The following is a 17,822-nucleotide window of genomic DNA, read 5'->3' as shown; positions in this document are numbered from 1 at the left end:
AGGCCCGGCATGTGATGTGCCGGGCCTTTGTTTTTCAAATCAAACCGAACTTTTACAGTTTCAGATCAATTCATTGCCTTGGCACTTGCCGGGCTATCGCTACCCGGTGCCGTTTTTTCATCGTCCTTTTTACCTACCAGCAGGGCCGATGCACTGGCATGTTGCACAAGCTGTTTACCGGTATAGCCCGCAATGCGGAAATATTCCGGTCGCGAGGACAATTTCAGGGTGTAATCCCCCTCCTTGCCATCGCCTTTGCCAATCAGGTAATCAACCGGTTTATCCTTGCCCTTGATCGTCAGGGACAATTTCAAAACCGGATGATCCATACCGTATTCCGGCTTGGCATCGTTGCCGAGTACGGACGAAATCCGCACTTTTGCCATCATCGCAGCAAGTGTAGAGGCCGCAGCAGGTTGCAGTTTCTGGTCGGCCGTCGCATTGGCAAGGGTCCAAATCATTTGCGTTTTGGCCTGGTCCTGATCTGCCTTGTCGGCATTTTCAGCAGAGGCTGTTTTGTCCGCCGATTTGGCATCGGTTTTTGCAACCGGCGCCGCATTTGCCATCAGCGACAAACCATCGACATCCATTTTAACAATATCGTCAGCCGGGACTTGCAAGGCCGTGCTGTCGATCCAGTCATCTGCCTTGGCCGGGGCGTCATAGCTGCCCATGGTTACGGCATAAACTTCGTTTTGATCATCGCGGCGGGCATGAATTTGATGGGTGCCTTGCGATGTACCAAAATACAGGACAGCCGTTGATTGATCACCCTTTGCAAGGGTAATACGGCGTTCAAAATCGTCCTTGGCCAGTTTAAACCGTTTGATGGCACCGCTTGATGTGGCAATTGGCAAGCCTTCATGAAGATCTGCCAGCTTGCTGATCAAGCCATCAACCTTGTTGCTATCAGCCGGGAAGTTCCCCTGATCGGGCAATTGCCAATCCTTGCCGTTTTTCACCAGCATGACTTTTGCCCCATCTGAATCCTCGATGGTTACGCGGTCCACTTTATCGGTTTTGGCTGCAACAAGTTTATCATCCCCACCAGTTTCCGAGCTTTGCGGCTGGTAAAAATTAATACCGATGGCAAAACCCACCTGGACGATAAACAACACCACCAATATCTGAATGGTCCGTTTCATAATTTCAGACCTCCTGAAGAATGCGCTGGTAATGTTTGCGTTCGGTTGCCGCCACCCGGCGACGCCAGCCCCACACAGCCAGAAGGCCAATCAGGGCAATACCGTAATTCAGATATTCCCACATCTGTTCGGAACCTTCCGATGTTGGAACAAGGGTCCGGGCAAACTGGGTCCGTCCGCGCAACGCCAGCAGGGATTGATCTTCAAGTGACCAGTCCACAACGTTTTGCATAAATTCCAACGGGGCCGTGTAACGTGTGCCCATCCCGCGGGAGGCAAGGCTAAGCGACATGTCATCGGCAAAACTGTTGGAACCGACCAGAACCAGGCGAGCCGAAGACGGAGAACGATCAATCACACCACCAATCTGGACGTTTTTGTCGTCGTCTTTTTTGGCCGTGGCGGCATCGTTCTTTTTCGCATCCTTTTGGTCAGTTTTTTTGGCATCATCGGCCAAAAGCGGCGAGTCTTTGCCCGCATAAAAGGACTTGAACTGCCCTTCAATCGCAACGGCAAGATCGTGCGAACCGCGATTCCCCGAAACAGCAAACCCGGTATCAGGATGGGCTTTGTAATCGGGCAAAATATCGGTGCTATCAGACAGCCAGCTTTGTTTGGAGCTATGTAAAAGGGCCGTAACGCTGCGATCCTTGTTTTTGACATTATCAACCGTCACCGGCGATGCCCAGTTCAATGTCAGCTGGTCCAGGCCGGCTGTTACCGGGTTATCCCCATTAAGCTGATCACCGCGCAAATCGGGGAAATGCGGATAAGGCATCATGCTGATTTGCTGAACCGTCATGCCGCCAATTTTACGTTCAACCGGCACGGGCAAAGATGCATTTTGCGGATCCAGCACCATTTTATCATCAATCGACACACCATAACTGGCGAGCCAGTCTTTCAGGCCAGAGTCAACTTTTTTGGCCGAAAGGGTGTTGGTAACGCTGATATCGTAAGGCGATGTTGCCATCACCACACTGCCACCGCGCATCAGGAACTGGTCAATGGCAAAACGCTGCTTATCATCCAGGTTAACCGGGTCCAGCACCATCAGCAAATCGGCTGCCTCGGGCACATGGCCGTCCTTCAGATCGGCTTCAACCACACGGGCGTTTTCCGACAGGGTTTTGTAAAGTTCCGTATATTGCGGGCCCGGGGCCTGCTGCATATAGGGGCTGGGCGGGGGCGATGCCGGTTTAACCAAAGCAATGGTTTTAAGGAAACCCGGTGCCATACGATGCAGAGCAGAATCGATCGATCGCTTCAGCGCTGCTTTATCCGTGGTTTCAGGCAGCGGCACCTGTACTTCATCCTTGCCGCTTTTCAGCATCATATAAAACCAGAACGGTTGCGGGTCCATCAGGCTGGCGACCTGCGGGCTAAAGCCGTAATCATCCTGTAAACGGGTTGCCAAAGCGCCGTCATTGGCATCAGGGTCCTGAAAGGCAATGTTAAATTTGTCGCCTGCCTGGTCCTTGTAATCCTTTAAAACGCCGTCCAGCGTTTTGCGGAATTCCTGCAACTGGTCGGGCAGTTTGTCGCTTGGGGAAACAAACCCTTCAAACGTAACCGGTTGGGTCATGTTTTCAAACGGGTTACCCCCGGCCTGATACTGGTTAACCAGCTTGCGGATGGTACGGCTGATTTCATATTCAGGGTTTTTCAGGCCAACATTGATGTCGCCCTCGCCCTGGGTTTTTACCTCGATCAAATCACCATACGTCAGGGTTTCAAACTGGTCGCCATAGGCAACGACAATATCGAAATAGGAATTAACCACGGACGACTGATAACGGCTGTTGGTCTGGAAAGGTACCGGACGAATACCGTATTTCGATGCGGCTTCCTGTTCCTTGTCGGGGTCGGCGGTCGGGTCAATAAATTCAACCCGGACATGGCCCTTGGATGCCACCTGGAATTCCGACAGCAAATCCTTTACCCGGGGCACCAGCGGTGCAAGCAACGGATGGGTTCGCGGCGAGAAATAAGCCCGGATAACCAAAGGTTCCTGCAAATGTTGCAATTCCTGTTTGGTCGAGGATGACAGCGAATAGATATGCTGATGCGTCATATCGGCACGGGCGGCCGTAATCGGTGCCAACCAGAAATTGGCCGCCACAAAGTTCAGCACAAACAGGGTGGCAACAGCGCCCCATAACCGATGTTTGTTGCTGGCCGGGTTGCCATGCCAACGCAGTTTTTCCAGGCTGAACAGGTTCAGCGTCAGGAATACGCCGACAATGGACAGGTAATAATAAAGATCACGCAGGTCGAGAACACCCCGCGTGATGGATTCGAATCGGGTTCCTGTGCCAAGGGCGGCCAATAAACCGCCAACCTTGTCGCCAAACAGCGATGTCAGGGTGTCGGAGCCGATCAGGTAAAACACACCGCACACAAGGGCAGTCAGGATCAGGGCGACAATCGGGTTGTCGGTGCGGCCGCTCATATAAAGGCCGATGGCAATATAGGCTGCTGCCAAAAACAGTGTCGCAACATACCCGCCAATCACGGGGCCCCAATCCAGCGGGCCTAAAATGGAAACGGTAATGGGCAATGGCAAGGTTAAAACCAGCGCCAGAACCACCAGCAGCAATGCAGCCAGAAATTTGCCCAGCACCAGCGAAATCGGCCGGACCGGCGCGGTCAACAGGGTTTCAAGCGTACCTGCCCGGCGTTCCTCGGACCAGGCCCGCATGGTCAGGGCGGACACCAGAAAAATCAGTAACACCGGCATCCATTTAAACAATGGCTGCACATCGGCAATATTGCGGGCGAAAAAGGTTTCAACCCAGAAAAACACAAACAGATTTACCGCCAGAAACGCGCCAATAAACAGATAAGCGGCGGGTGTGGCGAAAAATCCCCGAAATTCCTTGCGGGAAATACGCAGGATATCAGCCATTGACCACCTCCTCATTCACCTCGGCGAAAATGGTTTCCAGATCGCGACGTTGCGGTTGCAAAGCATACAGCTGCAGCCCTTCGCGGTTTATGGCCTGGGCAATTGCCGGGGCGGCGTCATTGCTGGCCTCCAGCCGGTAATGGTGGCGCCCCCCCTCTTCGGAATGGCTGACAATAGCGTTGATTTCAGGAATGGCGGAAAAGGCCTGATCTGCATCGCGATCCACGGTGACCAGCAATCCGCCCGATTGTTGCAATTCATCAATACGGGCATCGACCACCAGCTTGCCTGCCCGCATGATCAACGCACGTTCGCAAACGGCCTGCACTTCCTGCAGGATATGGGTGGAAACAATCACCGTTGCCGATTTTGCCAGATCGGCAATCAAATCGCGCATATGGCGGATCTGCGTGGGATCAAGACCATTGGTGGGTTCATCAAGAATGATGATATCGGGGTTATGCAAAATCGCCTGCGCCACGCCAACACGTTGACGATACCCCCGCGACAGGGTCTGGATCGATGCGGTTGCCTTGACTTCCAGAACCGTGCGTCGAATGGCACTGGCCACCGCCGCCGGGCGTTTGTCGGCAGGTACACCATGCAGGCTTGCCTGATAGTCAAGATAGTCGATTACTGTCATTTCCGGCCAGATCGGGCAGTTTTCCGGCAAATAACCGATGCGTTTCTGAATGGCGCGGGTATCACGCCCGACCTCCAGGTCATCAATGGCAATTTTGCCCGAAGTTGGCTCCAGATAGCCGGTGATCATTTTCATGATCGTTGTTTTACCGGCGCCATTATGGCCCAGCAAACCGACGATCTCGCCGTGCTTTATTTCAAAACTGACGTCATCCACCGCTATGAAATCGCCATAGCAGCGCGTCAGATGCTCAAGTTTGATCATCTGTTAGTTCCGTAAACGGGATTTTTGAACGGGATGGGACACATGCTATTATTCATGCGTCGTGGGGAGAACGACACATGCCAGCTTTTTGCTTAAATTTAAGAAACCTGCCCGTTACGAAGGGGGAGGAATAGGTGTAACGAGCGGGCAGTGATGAAGTCGGCTGTCATGACCAGTCATTGTGACGAACGTCCATGCTGTGACAAAACCAGGGAGGGTTAACACCCCCAACCTTTGGCTAGAACATGGCAACAATATGACACCACGCCAGTGGACTGAAAATTTGCAAAGTTTTGCTAATTTTTTGCGGCGCAATATTAGCACATCCCGCAAGGAACAAAGGCTTTCGCGGCAGTTCAAAAGTGCCTCAAAATCCGTATTTTCGCCCGGATCAGCGAAACTTTCCGGTCTAAACGACCTATACCTTTTACAAAACAGGGATAGGGTGATCCTCGCCCGATAATACGGCATGTGCCAGACATCGGCATGACGGGCCCCCGGCACCAAAGCAGATTCCCGACCGCATAAAAAACCCCTGCCCGTGATATTCACAGACAGGGGTTTTGATATTTCGGCAAACCCGGGCTTAAAAACAGGGTTAATTTTTGCGCAGGGCCGCCACACCGGGCAAGACCTTGCCTTCCAGCCATTCCAGGAACGCACCGCCAGCGGTGGACACGTAGGAAAAGTCACCGTCAACACCGGCATGGCGCAAGGCAGAAACCGTGTCGCCACCACCGGCAACCGACAGCAACTTGCCAGCCTTGGTCAGTTTGGCTGCATGTTGTGCGACCGAAACAGTCGCCGTATCAAACGGGGCAATTTCAAACGCGCCCAGCGGGCCGTTCCATACCAGCGTTTCACAGCTTTCAAGGCGTTTATTCAAATCCGCAATGGTTGCCGGGCCTGCATCCAAAATCATGCCGTCGGCATCAATTGCTTTCAGGTCGGAAACAACATGATCGGCATGTTCCTTAAATTCCCTGGCGACCAAACCATCAATCGGCAGAACGATTTCGCAATTGGCGGCTTCGGCCTTGGCGAAAATTTCACGGGCGGTCACCAGCAGGTCATGCTCGCAAAGCGATTTTCCCACATCAACGCCTTTGGCTGCCAAAAATGTATTGGCCATGCCCCCCCCAATGACAAGCTGATCCACCCGTTCCACCAGATTACCCAACAGGTCCAGCTTGGTAGAGATTTTGGCACCGCCAACAATAGCCATAACCGGGTGTTTCGGGGCTTCCAGGGCCTTGCCCAGCGCATCAAGTTCGATTTGCATCAAACGACCGGCATAAGCTGGCAATTTATGCGCCAGCCCTTCGGTCGAGGCATGGGCGCGGTGCGCACAGGAAAAGGCGTCATTGACAAAAATGTCACCCAGCTTTGCCAGTTCCTCGACAAAGACGGGGTCATTTTTTTCTTCTTCGGCGTGGTAACGCAGGTTTTCCAGAATGGCAATTTCGCCGTCTTTCAGCGCGTTAACCACATCGGCAGCATCTTTGCCAATACAATCATTGGCAAAGGCAACCGGGCGACCCAGCTGTTTTGTCAGGGCATCCGCCACCGGTTTTAACGACATTTCAGGCACACGTTGCCCTTTGGGGCGACCAAAATGGGTAATGATGACAAGCCGCGCACCGGCATCGGCCAGTTCTACAAGGCCGGGCACGGTACGGTCGATACGGGTGGTATCGCTTACGGCACCATCTTTCATCGGGACGTTAAGGTCGGCACGCAGCAAAACGCGCTTGCCTGCGACAGAAACACCGTCAAGCGTATTGAAATCAGCCATTATCAGAACCTGCCTTTGCGTTTAACAAGTTCCGGCGGGGCAATGCCGTGCATGCCCCAAAACCGGAAACAGCCGCCAGAACAGCGGCACGATCATCGGGTGCCTTTTTTCGCCGATCCATAAGCCCGGTGCAAGCCCGAAGCGAAAAAGCGGTCAATGAACACCAAAAAGGGAAGGATGAAGAATGCCGGAAAAGCTGGTGGCAACCGGCCCTGTCATCAAGACATGGTCATCGGCCAGCCATTCGATTCCCAAAACGCCCCCGTCAAGAACAACCTCGACAGTGCGCCCGGTCAGTCCGCGGCGCGCTGCGGCGACTCCTGCCGCACAGGCCCCGGTTCCGCAGGCACGGGTAATGCCAACACCGCGTTCCCACACCCGCATCCGAATACGATTATCGGCCATAACATGGCAAACCTCGATATTGGCGCGTTCGGGAAACATATCGTGATGTTCCAGGATGGGGCCGTATTTTTCCAGATCGATGCTTTCGGCATTTTCAACAAAAAACACCGCATGCGGGTTACCCACACTTACACCAACGGCATCGGCTAACGGGCCGACCGTCACGGGAATATGGTTGGTATCAACCGCCTTGAGTAACGGAATTTCGCGCCAGTCCAGCCAGGCAGGCCCCATGTCCACGCTAACCTGTCCATCCTCAAGCCCGCGTGCTTCAAGCAAGCCTGAAACGGTTTGCACCGTCACGTCACGCCGCTTAAGTTCGGCCATCAGCACATCGGCGACACAGCGCGTGGCATTGCCACAGGCCCCCACTTCGCTACCGTCATTATTGCGAATACGCATAAAGGCATCGGCGTCATCATCACGCGATGGCTCGATAACAATAAGCTGGTCACAGCCCACCCCGGTCTTGCGATCTGCAATGCGGGCGGCGGTGGCATCGTCCATGTCCAGAACAACCGAATCGCGCCGTCCGTCAAAGACGACAAAATCGTTGCCCAGGCCATGCATCTTGGTAAAGGAAATTCCGTTCATATCCACTTGGCTACCGGCTGTAAAAAGGCGACTACGCCTACAGCATCACGGCTTTGAGGCCGGGGCGCAATAGCGGATTTTACGGGGCACAAAACCGGCATCGGAAAAAAATGATTTCAAACGCAGGTTTGGCTCGTCCACCGCAACATAGGTGGCGGCACAACCATGCAGCCGCAACAGGCGATCCATTGCTTCGCGCATACAATTAAGAACATGCCCGCGCGCAACAATTTCAACGGCTTTGACATTATCGACATGCAAAACCTGCCCGATGCTGATGTCGGTGCGAACTTCATATGAAAACAGTCCGTGGACATAACCACGTTCGTTGCAGACAATTACGATTCCCTTGTCGCGCAGCCATTGGCTTTCGGGAACCGGGTCATCTACACAAACATAATCGGCCACAAAATCCTGCCATTTTTGCAAGGTTATGCCAACTTCGGTCATCTGGACCAAAGGGTAGGTCATATCCGCAATGCCGGCGGTAAGGGGTCGTGCGCTATAGGTGTTCAACATGGTCGTTTTCCCGAATTTATAATGCGATCATGGCGCAAAGAAAACGGCCCAGCGTTGATGTGCATCAACAACAATAGCCCCAATAACAAGGCATAAGCATTACTGCGATAAAACATTCCGAAGCGACATTAATGTATCTGGCATTCCCAACGCCCATAACGTTAATCGCCCCGAATTGACATTGATCAGTGTGGTGCGAACGAAATGTGCGGATGATGCCGGAAACACATGTTTATGAACGTTTTTGTTGAAACCTTGTGATATGGACACAACAATCACAGGTTGAACCGGAATTTTTTATCGTCGGCGGCACGGGGGATGACCAGGTCATTGCAGGATGCCGCCAGGGCTGTTCGGATTGCCGGCCCCATGCGGCAATCCACCCGCACACGCAAACGGGAGTCGAGAATGAGCCAGGGGAGCATGGCACAGACGGCTTCGTCCGCCGTTGACTACAATATGGACGTAGTGCGCTGGGGCGCGCTGGCGACCGTCTTTTGGGGCGTCGTCGGCTTTCTGGCAGGTGATCTTATCGCCTGGCAGTTGGCGTTTCCCGCATTAAACTTTGACTTCGAGTATCTGAATTTCGGGCGTCTGCGCCCGCTTCACACCTCGGCAGTCATTTTTGCATTTGGCGGCAATGCGCTGCTGGCGACATCGTTTTATGTCGTACAGCGCACTTGTCGCGCCCGCCTGTTCGGTGGCAAGGCTTTGCCTGCCTTCGTATTCTGGGGCTATCAGTTGTTCATCGTCATGGCCGCAATCGGCTATGTGATGGGCGTGACCCAGGGCCGCGAATATGCCGAACCGGAATGGTTCGTTGACCTGTGGCTTACCATTGTCTGGGTTTGCTATCTGGCCATTTTTGTCGGCACCCTGTTGAAACGCCAGGAACCGCATATTTATGTGGCCAACTGGTTTTACCTGGCCTTCATCGTGACCATCGCGATGCTGCATCTGGGCAACAACCTGGCGATACCGGTCTCGCTTTTCGGCACCAAATCCTATTCGATGTTTTCCGGTGTGCAGGACGCCCTGACCCAGTGGTGGTATGGCCATAACGCAGTGGGCTTCTTCCTGACCGCTGGCTTCCTCGGCATGATGTACTACTTCATTCCGAAACGTGCCGAACGTCCGGTTTATTCCTACCGCCTGTCGATCATTCACTTCTGGGCGCTGATCTTCCTTTATATCTGGGCCGGTCCGCACCACTTGCACTACACTGCCCTGCCCGACTGGGCACAAACCCTTGGCATGACCTTCTCGATCATGCTGTGGATGCCTTCATGGGGCGGGATGATCAACGGTCTGATGACCCTTTCGGGGGCCTGGGACAAACTGCGTACCGATCCGGTTTTGCGTTTCATGGTTGCCGCTGTTGGTTTCTATGGCATGTCGACCTTCGAAGGCCCGGTTATGTCGATCAAATCGGTTAACGGTTTGTCGCACTATACCGACTGGACCATCGGCCACGTTCACTCTGGTGCCTTGGGCTGGGTTGCTTTCGTAACATTCGGTGCGATCTACTTCCTGATCCCGGTTCTGTGGAACCGTGAGCGCCTGTATTCCATGCGTCTGGTGGCGCATCACTTCTGGCTCGGCACCATTGGTATCGTCCTCTACATCACCTCGATGTGGGTATCGGGTATCATGCAGGGTTTGATGTGGCGTGCCCACGATCAGCTTGGTTTCCTTCAGTATTCCTTCATCGAAACCGTTGAAGCTATGCATCCCTACTACATCATCCGTGCCACTGGCGGCGCCCTGTTCCTTCTGGGTTCCTTCCTGATGGTCTGGAACGTCTACAAGACGATCCGTGGTGATATCCGTCGGGAAGCACCGATCGGGGTTAGTGCCCCGGCAGCGGTCCAGTAAGGAGGGATGGAAAATGCTTCTTAAAAAACACCACTTCCTCGAGAAGAACGTTTTCTTCCTTATTCTCGGTATTTTTCTGACCATCATCATCGGCGGGATTGTTGAAATCGTTCCGTTGTTCACGATGGAACAGACGATCGAGAAGGTCGAAGGGGTTCGTCCCTACACGCCGCTGGAACAGGCAGGCCGGAACATCTATATCCGCGAAGGTTGCTATAACTGCCATTCGCAGATGATCCGTCCGTTCCGTGACGAAGTGGAACGTTATGGCCATTACAGCCTGGCTGCAGAGTCGATGTATGACCATCCGTTCCAGTGGGGTTCCAAGCGTACCGGGCCGGATCTGGCACGTGTCGGCGGCAAATATTCCAATGCCTGGCATGTTGCCCACCTTGATGACCCGCGTTCGGTCGTGCCGGAATCGATCATGCCGGGCTATCCGTTCCTTGCCAAAAAGGAACTGAAGTTCGACGACGCAGCAGAACATCTTAAAACGTTGCGCATGGTCGGGGTTCCCTACACCGACGAACAGATCGAGGACGCAGTGGCGGACCTTCATCTTCAGGCCACCGCAGACGAGGATTACGACGACTTCCTCGCCCGCTATCCGAATGCCGCCACCGGGGATTTTGACGGCAATCCGGAGAAACTGACCGAGATGGATGCCCTGATCGCGTATCTGCAAATTCTGGGCCGTATGGTGGACTTCACCACCTATAACCCAAGCATGAATTTGCGCTGAGACAAGGAGGCGAATTATGGAATTCTTTTCCGCACTCGCTGATTTTCTCCGGCCCTTGTGGGGGCTGTGGCTGATGGTTTTCTTTGCGGTGATTATTGCTTTCGTCATGTGGCCAAGCAAAAAACGCCAGAAGAACTTTGAAGACCATGCCCAGATCCCGTTCAAGGACTAGGACGAGGGAGAACCGAGCTATGTCGACGCATGTCGAAAAAGACAATGTTACCGGCCGCGAAACAACCGGCCATCAATGGGACGGTATCAAGGAGCTCAATACGCCGCTCCCGTCCTGGTGGGTCTATGTGTTTTGGGTTTGCATCATCTGGTCGATCGGTTACTGGGTGGTTTATCCATCCTTTCCAACCGCACACGGCTATTTGAAAGGGATGTTCAACATCACCGAACGGTCGAAAATTGAAGAAACGATGGCAAATGTTGCTGCCGAACGCGCGCCTTATATGGAACGCCTCGCTGCTCTGGATGTTGACCAGATTGCCAACGATTCGGAACTTCTCAATTTTTCGATGGCAGGTGGCAAGGCTGTATTTGCTGAAAACTGCGCCCCGTGCCACGGCACGGGCGGGGTTGGCAATACCGGCTTCCCATCCCTTCAGGACGATGACTGGCTATGGGGGGGGACGCTTGATGACATCTCGCAAACCATCCATGTTGGCGCGCGCTGGTCGCAAAACGACGATACCCGTTTCAATGATATGCCTGCATTTGGCAAGGATGGCATCCTGTCCAACGCCGAAATCAGCGACGTTGTACAACATGTCCTGTCCTTTAGTGGCCGGGAAACCGACCCTGCCGCCGCAGAACGTGGCACAGAAATCTTTGCCGATAACTGTGCAGCGTGCCATGGCGACAACGCCAAGGGCATTACCGAAATGGGTGCGCCAAACCTGACCGACAATATCTGGCTGTATGGCGGCGACCAGGCCACCATCACCGAAACGGTCACCAATGCCCGTCGCGGTGTCATGCCGGCCTGGGAAGGCAAGCTTAGTGACGAAACCATCAAAATGCTGGCGGTTTATGTTCACTCGCTTGGTGGTGGTCAGTAACAACCATTACAGGGCAGTCTTATAAACTGCCCTGTGATCCTGACAAAAAAGAAGACCGGGGTTTTGCCGCCCCGGTCTTTTTTATTGCCTGCGCCCCACGATTACAGCTTGTAACTAAGCGAAAATTTGAAATTACGCCCCTTGCCCGGGAACACGCCAAGATAGGGCTGATAATAACTGTCAAACAGGTTCTGAATCGTAAAGTTTGCCTCTGCCCCGTAAAAGGCACCGTCATCCGGGGTCCAGCTCACAAAAACATCATGCAGGGCATAACCCGCACTCGCCGGATAGGGTGAATAAGGAAAGACATCATCGTCAGGAACGTCGGTTTGGCGTTTGACAAACTTGCCTTTCCAACCCAGCGACAGATCATAGGATGCAATTTTATAGCCCAGTGTCGTCACCAGTTTCATTGGCGCAATGTCATAAACCAGTTGATCTGCGCCATGAATGTCACGCAACGATCCGTTATGTTCGCCTTCCATAACCGAAAATGTCGCACCGCCAAACACACCGGGGCTATCGTAATAAAACTCCGCCTCGATCCCCTGGGTATAATAACCCGGCAAATTGGCATAGGACGGGGCATTATCGCCATAAAGGGCCACATTGGGGCTGCCAAACAGGACCTGGATATTATCGTCTACATCGTTGCGAAACAGCGACAGGCGGGTATGCACCACATCCTTTGCCTGCATCACATTTTCAAACCGGGTCGACAAACCGATGCGCTTTGCATTCACCCGTTCAACATTAAGCTGGTTAGAAGTCGCCCGCGTACTGCCCACTGTATAAATTTCATCCACCAGCGGTGCGCGCAGCTTATAGGCCCAATCGGCAAACAGCGTGTAGTTCGGGTTCATTTTGTAAAAGGCATTTAACGACGGTGAAAAACCGCTATAGGTTTCTTCACCGTAATCGTGCCCGACCGCCGGGTTGTTATATTTGCTTGCTGCGTTCGGCACCCCTTTGCTGACGATGTAATCATAGCGCAAACCCGGCGTCAGTTCGAAACCATTGCCGAAATCAACATTATATTCCCCCCACCCGGAATAGATGGACTGGTTGCCCGACGGAATATTATAAGGCTGCAAATATCCGTAATTGCCTGTGGCACTGTTGCGCAGGCTGCGGTCATAGGCCCAGCTGTCGCGGTCCTGAAACTTGTACTGAACGCCATAGGTAAAACTGTTATCAAGCCCGAACAGTTCATAGTCGGACTGGTTATAAAGATCGGCTGTGTAAGTATCATAGGTCAGCCAGTTAATGTTGCCGCCCAACCCCAGGCTGACAAACATGTCATCAATCAGACGGTCATCACGCTGCCGGGTGCGCGACCAGCTTAGTTTTGCCGTTGTGTTAATCAAATCACTGTCGGGATTATAATTATATTCGCCCGACAATGACCGATCGCTGGTTTCACGGTCCACCGTGGAACGCGCAAGCGCAAGGTCATAGCCATATCGTCCAATCAGATAATCAGTGGGAATAATCTGACCACGTTTGGCGGCGAAGGGGGCCAGACGGTCGCTTTCAGACATTGCCCCGGCGATTTCGATAAAGTGGTTGTCGCGGTCAAGGCTGCCTTTGAAATGACCGCTATAAAGCGTGCCCGATGACAGGTTCAAACGCTGCCCATCACTGGTGCGGAACTTTTTGTTCGCCCTGCGCGTCCCGGATACCAGTAACTGAATCCCGGCATCCTTGTCCTGACCGTAAACTGCTGTGGTTTCGGTATTTTCATTCCCATTTGTGGCATAACCAAATTTGGTGAACACCCCAAAATCCTGTCCGTCCTTTAACATATCGGCTGCCGATTTTGTTTTAAGCTCCACCGTGCCGCCAAATGCACCATATGAGCGCGGCGAAAACGCCCCTTTATGCACATCCACTTTCTTGATCAGGTCCGGCTCGATAAACACAGTACCCTGGCGGTATTTTTCGAAATCCTTTTGTGCGCCATCAAGCAGGATTTTAACGTCCTCCTGATCACCAAACCCCCAGATATTAAGCGATTGCCCCTGCGGGCGCGCCGTCCCGTTCATATCAATGCCGGGCAAATCATCCATTAATTCAGGAACTGTTGTTGCCTGGATCCGTTCGATCAGTTCGCTGTCAACCGATGATACACCGACATTGAAACGGTCAATATGATCGGCAACGATAATCACCGGGTCGAGTTTCAGAACCTCGTCTTCGCGCGCAGACAGCACATCTGTCGCAGGTTTGCCGGGCAATATGATGATGCTGCCATTACCAAGCTGGTATCTCATACCGCTTGCCCCCAAAAGGTGGTTTAAGGCCTGTTCAAGGCTGTAACGCCCGACAAGTGGCCCCACCTGCTGATGACCATTCACGCCGTCACTCAGCGCAACGGGACGGTCAACCTGCTGGGATAACAGATCAATCGCCGAAACAAGATCGGTGCGGGGGATATTGAATTGCAAGCTGCTATCCGCCGCCAGTGGCGGTTTTTGCTGGGCAAAGGCGGATACCGAAATAGCAGGGATCAGGGCCGTACCCAACAGCAATACCCATTTAAACGAAGAACCCGATGGCAAGGGTGAAGTCATATTCTGGTGTCCTAAACTATCTGACGGCAGGGAAATAAATCCGGCTTGATAGTAAGGACGCAGAAACAGCTGACTGCCCGACAAAGAAAATGAAAATTATTCGCAATTAGTTTTGTAAGGACTGGAAAGCAGCCCAAATACGCTGGATTTCCGCAATTTGGGCTTCCCCGTCCCTGCTGCCCGCCACCGCCGTGTACTGCCAACGATGCTTGCGGGCGAGGGTTACACGAAATTTGCGGGGAATTTTCCAAGGCCGGGGAAAGGTATTCGCGCGAATAACCTGCCGTACCGGCATCGCCCAATCTGCCAGCTCGCCCCCAAACATGCACCAAATGCTGGTGGCCGGTCCCCTCTCCGTAGCGGAGCGACAACCAACCACCGCAAAGCCGTCCTACAGGGTCACACCCACGCTGCGCAGGAAGGTTTCCATGCGTTCATCAACCTCGGCTTTTGTCTCGGCCCAGGCCGGGATGGTACGCAAAAGATTGTTATGCCAGGCCATCAGGTGTGGATAATCACCGAATGGAAACTTTGCCCGGTCAATTTGCGAAAACGGTGCTGCAATATCGATATCGGCAAAGGTCAGCGCATCGCCAACCATGAAATTCCGGCCTTCAAGATGCTGGTCCAGCACTTTCGCCGCCCCGTGGATACGGTCTTCGGCATATTTAACCACGGCTTCGTCCTGGGGCTGGCCCATGACCGGTTTTGCAACACGTTCGCCAAAAATGGTGGTGGTAAAGGTACGCCATTGCTCACCCGACCAGAACATCCATTGCAAAACCTGAAACCGTTCTTTCTCTGTCCTGCCCACCAGCGGGGAATCCGCCTTGCTGGCAAGATAAAGGTTAATGGCCGATGCCTCCCATAAAATGGTATCTTCATCCTCCAGCACCGGTGTCAAACCATGGGGATTAAGGCGTGCCTTGAAGGCATCGGTCTGACTTTCGCCTTTGAACAGGTCAATTTTGACGCGCTCAATATCAATGCCCATGATCTTTGCCGCAGTGGTCACACGGCGCAGGCTGCCCGAGCCCGCGTCACCGTAAATCCTGATCGCCATTATAATACCTTTCAAATCAAAGCCCGTGACTGGGCGCTGCCACGGCTATATATCCATTCACATATCGAATGAAATTTACGAAATTATAATACCATCTATTCTATTTCAGAATTTAAGATGATAGTTTTAACAGCCACCCATCCCGCAAGATGCAGGGCCAAAACGCAGCAGCACGGTAAGCCAAAGCATTGACGGCGGACCTGTCGCCATCGGATGGCCCTGTCTTGCCCTGCCCAATAATCACGGGCTTGGTCGCGTATATGAAAACCGGAAAAGTGAATGACCGGGTAAGCAGAAATCGGAAGGTGGACAATGGATAAGCTGGATGCCATGCGAATGTTCGTGCGCGTTGTTGAAAGCGGCAGTTTTTCGCAGGCAGCACGTGACTTGAATATCAGCCAGCCAACCGTCAGCAAGCAGCTTGCCACCCTTGAAGCCCGGCTTGGCATCCAGCTTTTGCAACGTAATTCACGAATGCTGGCCGTTACGCCCGCCGGACAGGACTATTACGAAGCCACCCTTGATATTTTGCAGGATATAGACCTGATTGAAGAAAGGGTGACCGAGGGGCAATCCGCCCCGGCAGGATTGATCCGTGTATCGGTTTCCCCGGCATTCGGACGCATGTTTATTATTCCCAGGCTGGCGGAATTCCGCGACCGTTTCCCCGATATTGCGATTGAAATGGAGGTATCGGGCCGGCATGTGGACCTGATCGAGGAAGGCATTGATGTTGCCATTCGCATCGGACGGCTGTCGGATTCAGCCCTGATCGCGCGCCACATTGGCGATATGCGCATGATCACGCTGGCATCAAACACCTATTTTTCCCGGCATGGCACCCCGCAAAACCTTGATGAGCTAAGCCAGCATCACTGCATCAGCTATGTTTATAAAGGCGACATTATGGGCTGGGGTTTTATGGTAAATGGCGAGCAGGTTACCTTTGATGCCAAGGGGGCCTTTCGCACCAATGATGCCGAACATGTGCGCGGCGCGGTGCTTGCCGGTTTGGGAATTGCCCATCATGCCAGTTGGCTTTTCACCCGCGAGCTGGCAAGTGGCGAGGTGATACGCATCCTTAATGCCTATGCACCACCACCCTACCCGATCAATGCGGTGACAAGTGCCGGGCGGCGCATGCCATCACGCGTGCGGCATTTTATCGATTTTCTGGCAGCCATTTGCGCCGGGCAGCCTGAACTGAAAATAGCAGGTGACTGAGGTACAAACGGCAAGGCACCTAATAAACCAGCGTCAAATTGCCCGTTACCGGCTGAATGGTGATCGGGGCCAGTTTGGCCAATACGGCTATGGTTTGATCTGCGCGTGTCAGGTTAAACCGCCCGGTAATCCTTTTTTGTCCCTGATACAGGGGCGAAAGCACAAAACGGTGCCCGCTATGGCGCGAAATACCATCCAGCACATCGGCAAGCGGGGCATTGCGAAAACTTTGCCAGCCCTTGCGAATTTCCAGTGCGTTTGCCAGCGGTACTGTGGTTTGCAGGGCATCATGCCCGGCACCAAGCCACAGGCGGTCGCCCGGTTTCAGTTCATAATTGCGGCTGTCCCCGGCATTGCCACGCACCCCGACAATGCCTTCCAGAACCGACGTTTCAACATCATTCCCAATGATGGAAACGGCAAATTTGGTGCCCACAACCCGCACCGTTGCCTGGTCAGTAATCACCTGCATCGGCCGTTGCCGGTCCTTGGCGGCCGAAATAACGATACTGCCATGGGCAAGGCGGATGTTGCGAAACTGATCATTGAAGGCAATGTCATAATCACTTCCCGGCGCCACCGAAGCAACCGAGCCATCCGCCAGATCAATTTCCTGCCAGGCAGCATCGCGCGGGATAATCGCCACCGCAGATAAGGCCGCGACCAGCGCAAACCCCGCCCCGGCAAGGGTCATCCCCAACCGGCGCAGCGGATTAGGCCGCCGTGCCGGTTTGTGACGCGGCTCTTGCCGCCGAACTTGCTTGGCTCGCAAGGGCGGTGCCGTACGGCTTTGCTGATAGGCAAGGCTGATGCGATCAAATGTTTCGCGGTTGCCCGGTACGGCGTCACACCATTGGGCAAAGGCCGCGAAATTTTCGACTGCACTGGCATCGTCGGCCATCACATGCCACCAGTCACGCGCCGCCTGTTCCTGTTCGGCTTCGCTCTGATCGGGCCCCGCCATCACAGGATATCCAAATTACACATCAATTGGGAAATGCTCGCTGC

14 protein-coding genes are annotated in these 17,822 nt (G+C 53.5%); 5 read left to right on the top strand and 9 right to left on the bottom strand.

From position 1 onward, the window contains the following. Positions 1-65: 65 nt before the first annotated feature. The 6 genes from THS27_RS05225 to THS27_RS05200 all read right to left on the bottom strand — a co-directional run bounded on the left by THS27_RS05225 (position 66) and on the right by THS27_RS05200 (position 8,273). Complete coding sequence (locus THS27_RS05225; protein WP_085588560.1) at positions 66-1,145, bottom strand: DUF4340 domain-containing protein; 1,080 nt, start codon at positions 1,143-1,145, stop codon at positions 66-68. A 4-nt stretch (positions 1,146-1,149) separates the two neighbouring features. Next, the gene (locus tag THS27_RS05220) at positions 1,150-4,053 is read right to left on the bottom strand and encodes a Gldg family protein (RefSeq protein ID WP_085588559.1); all 2,904 of its coding nucleotides are present in this window, start codon (positions 4,051-4,053) and stop codon (positions 1,150-1,152) included. Next, entirely contained in the window at positions 4,046-4,960 is a 915-nt protein-coding gene (locus THS27_RS05215; protein WP_085588557.1) for an ABC transporter ATP-binding protein, read from the bottom strand. The genes THS27_RS05220 and THS27_RS05215 overlap by 8 nt, the downstream gene beginning before the upstream one ends. Positions 4,961-5,558: 598 nt before the next feature. Further along, positions 5,559-6,755 (bottom strand): phosphoglycerate kinase, encoded by a 1,197-nt coding sequence (gene pgk / locus THS27_RS05210; RefSeq protein WP_085588555.1) that lies wholly within the window; start codon positions 6,753-6,755, stop codon positions 5,559-5,561. Between the two features lie 153 nt (positions 6,756-6,908). Further along, positions 6,909-7,754, bottom strand: coding sequence for a diaminopimelate epimerase (gene dapF / locus THS27_RS05205; RefSeq protein ID WP_085588553.1), 846 nt, complete (start codon positions 7,752-7,754; stop codon positions 6,909-6,911). A 45-nt stretch (positions 7,755-7,799) separates the two neighbouring features. Then, complete coding sequence (locus THS27_RS05200) at positions 7,800-8,273, bottom strand: hypothetical protein (RefSeq protein ID WP_246832844.1); 474 nt, start codon at positions 8,271-8,273, stop codon at positions 7,800-7,802. A gap of 423 nt (positions 8,274-8,696) precedes the next feature. Here THS27_RS05200 and ccoN point away from each other — a divergent pair, with 423 nt between their 5' ends. From ccoN to ccoP, 4 genes are read left to right on the top strand one after another with little or no spacing between them, the layout of a single operon-like run. Further along, positions 8,697-10,148, top strand: coding sequence for a cytochrome-c oxidase, cbb3-type subunit I (gene ccoN / locus THS27_RS05190; protein ID WP_085588768.1), 1,452 nt, complete (start codon positions 8,697-8,699; stop codon positions 10,146-10,148). A 13-nt stretch (positions 10,149-10,161) separates the two neighbouring features. Next, entirely contained in the window at positions 10,162-10,890 is a 729-nt protein-coding gene (ccoO, locus tag THS27_RS05185) for a cytochrome-c oxidase, cbb3-type subunit II (protein WP_085588549.1), read from the top strand. Between the two features lie 16 nt (positions 10,891-10,906). Continuing rightward, the gene (locus THS27_RS05180; protein WP_085588547.1) at positions 10,907-11,062 is read left to right on the top strand and encodes a cbb3-type cytochrome c oxidase subunit 3; all 156 of its coding nucleotides are present in this window, start codon (positions 10,907-10,909) and stop codon (positions 11,060-11,062) included. Positions 11,063-11,081: 19 nt separating this feature from the next. Continuing rightward, entirely contained in the window at positions 11,082-11,954 is an 873-nt protein-coding gene (gene ccoP / locus THS27_RS05175; protein ID WP_085588545.1) for a cytochrome-c oxidase, cbb3-type subunit III, read from the top strand. Between the two features lie 101 nt (positions 11,955-12,055). On the opposite strand, the gene THS27_RS05170 is transcribed toward ccoP, so the two are convergent. Next, complete coding sequence (locus THS27_RS05170; RefSeq protein WP_085588543.1) at positions 12,056-14,527, bottom strand: TonB-dependent receptor domain-containing protein; 2,472 nt, start codon at positions 14,525-14,527, stop codon at positions 12,056-12,058. A gap of 391 nt (positions 14,528-14,918) precedes the next feature. Continuing rightward, positions 14,919-15,590: a glutathione S-transferase family protein gene (locus THS27_RS05160; protein ID WP_085588539.1), complete on the bottom strand. Its 672-nt coding sequence runs from the start codon at positions 15,588-15,590 to the stop codon at positions 14,919-14,921. Positions 15,591-15,902: 312 nt separating this feature from the next. Here THS27_RS05160 and THS27_RS05155 point away from each other — a divergent pair, with 312 nt between their 5' ends. After that, positions 15,903-16,814 carry a LysR family transcriptional regulator gene (locus THS27_RS05155; protein ID WP_085588537.1) on the top strand — a complete coding sequence of 304 codons (912 nt, stop codon included), beginning with the start codon at positions 15,903-15,905 and terminating at the stop codon, positions 16,812-16,814. Between the two features lie 19 nt (positions 16,815-16,833). Here THS27_RS05155 and THS27_RS05150 read toward each other — a convergent pair whose 3' ends face one another. Continuing rightward, the gene (locus THS27_RS05150; RefSeq protein WP_085588535.1) at positions 16,834-17,778 is read right to left on the bottom strand and encodes a FecR family protein; all 945 of its coding nucleotides are present in this window, start codon (positions 17,776-17,778) and stop codon (positions 16,834-16,836) included. Positions 17,779-17,822: the final 44 nt, after the last annotated feature.

It is taken from the genome of Thalassospira sp. MCCC 1A01428 (genome assembly GCF_002115825.1).
Taxonomy (GTDB): domain Bacteria; phylum Pseudomonadota; class Alphaproteobacteria; order Rhodospirillales; family Thalassospiraceae; genus Thalassospira.
Note: the sequence above shows the minus strand (reverse complement) of the source record. Positions and strands in the feature narration are given on the sequence as shown.

What these genes read in the sequence shown, in the direction of transcription:
- THS27_RS05225 (WP_085588560.1), bottom strand. Translation starts at nt 1,145, where the DNA reads ATGAAACGGACCATTCAGATATTGGTGGTGTTGTTTATCGTCCAGGTG.
- THS27_RS05220 (WP_085588559.1), bottom strand. Translation starts at nt 4,053, where the DNA reads ATGGCTGATATCCTGCGTATTTCCCGCAAGGAATTTCGGGGATTTTTC.
- THS27_RS05215 (WP_085588557.1), bottom strand. Translation starts at nt 4,960, where the DNA reads ATGATCAAACTTGAGCATCTGACGCGCTGCTATGGCGATTTCATAGCG.
- pgk (WP_085588555.1), bottom strand. Translation starts at nt 6,755, where the DNA reads ATGGCTGATTTCAATACGCTTGACGGTGTTTCTGTCGCAGGCAAGCGC.
- dapF (WP_085588553.1), bottom strand. Translation starts at nt 7,754, where the DNA reads ATGAACGGAATTTCCTTTACCAAGATGCATGGCCTGGGCAACGATTTT.
- THS27_RS05200 (WP_246832844.1), bottom strand. Translation starts at nt 8,273, where the DNA reads ATGTTGAACACCTATAGCGCACGACCCCTTACCGCCGGCATTGCGGAT.
- ccoN (WP_085588768.1), top strand. Translation starts at nt 8,697, where the DNA reads ATGGCACAGACGGCTTCGTCCGCCGTTGACTACAATATGGACGTAGTG.
- ccoO (WP_085588549.1), top strand. Translation starts at nt 10,162, where the DNA reads ATGCTTCTTAAAAAACACCACTTCCTCGAGAAGAACGTTTTCTTCCTT.
- THS27_RS05180 (WP_085588547.1), top strand. Translation starts at nt 10,907, where the DNA reads ATGGAATTCTTTTCCGCACTCGCTGATTTTCTCCGGCCCTTGTGGGGG.
- ccoP (WP_085588545.1), top strand. Translation starts at nt 11,082, where the DNA reads ATGTCGACGCATGTCGAAAAAGACAATGTTACCGGCCGCGAAACAACC.
- THS27_RS05170 (WP_085588543.1), bottom strand. Translation starts at nt 14,527, where the DNA reads ATGACTTCACCCTTGCCATCGGGTTCTTCGTTTAAATGGGTATTGCTG.
- THS27_RS05160 (WP_085588539.1), bottom strand. Translation starts at nt 15,590, where the DNA reads ATGGCGATCAGGATTTACGGTGACGCGGGCTCGGGCAGCCTGCGCCGT.
- THS27_RS05155 (WP_085588537.1), top strand. Translation starts at nt 15,903, where the DNA reads ATGGATAAGCTGGATGCCATGCGAATGTTCGTGCGCGTTGTTGAAAGC.
- THS27_RS05150 (WP_085588535.1), bottom strand. Translation starts at nt 17,778, where the DNA reads ATGGCGGGGCCCGATCAGAGCGAAGCCGAACAGGAACAGGCGGCGCGT.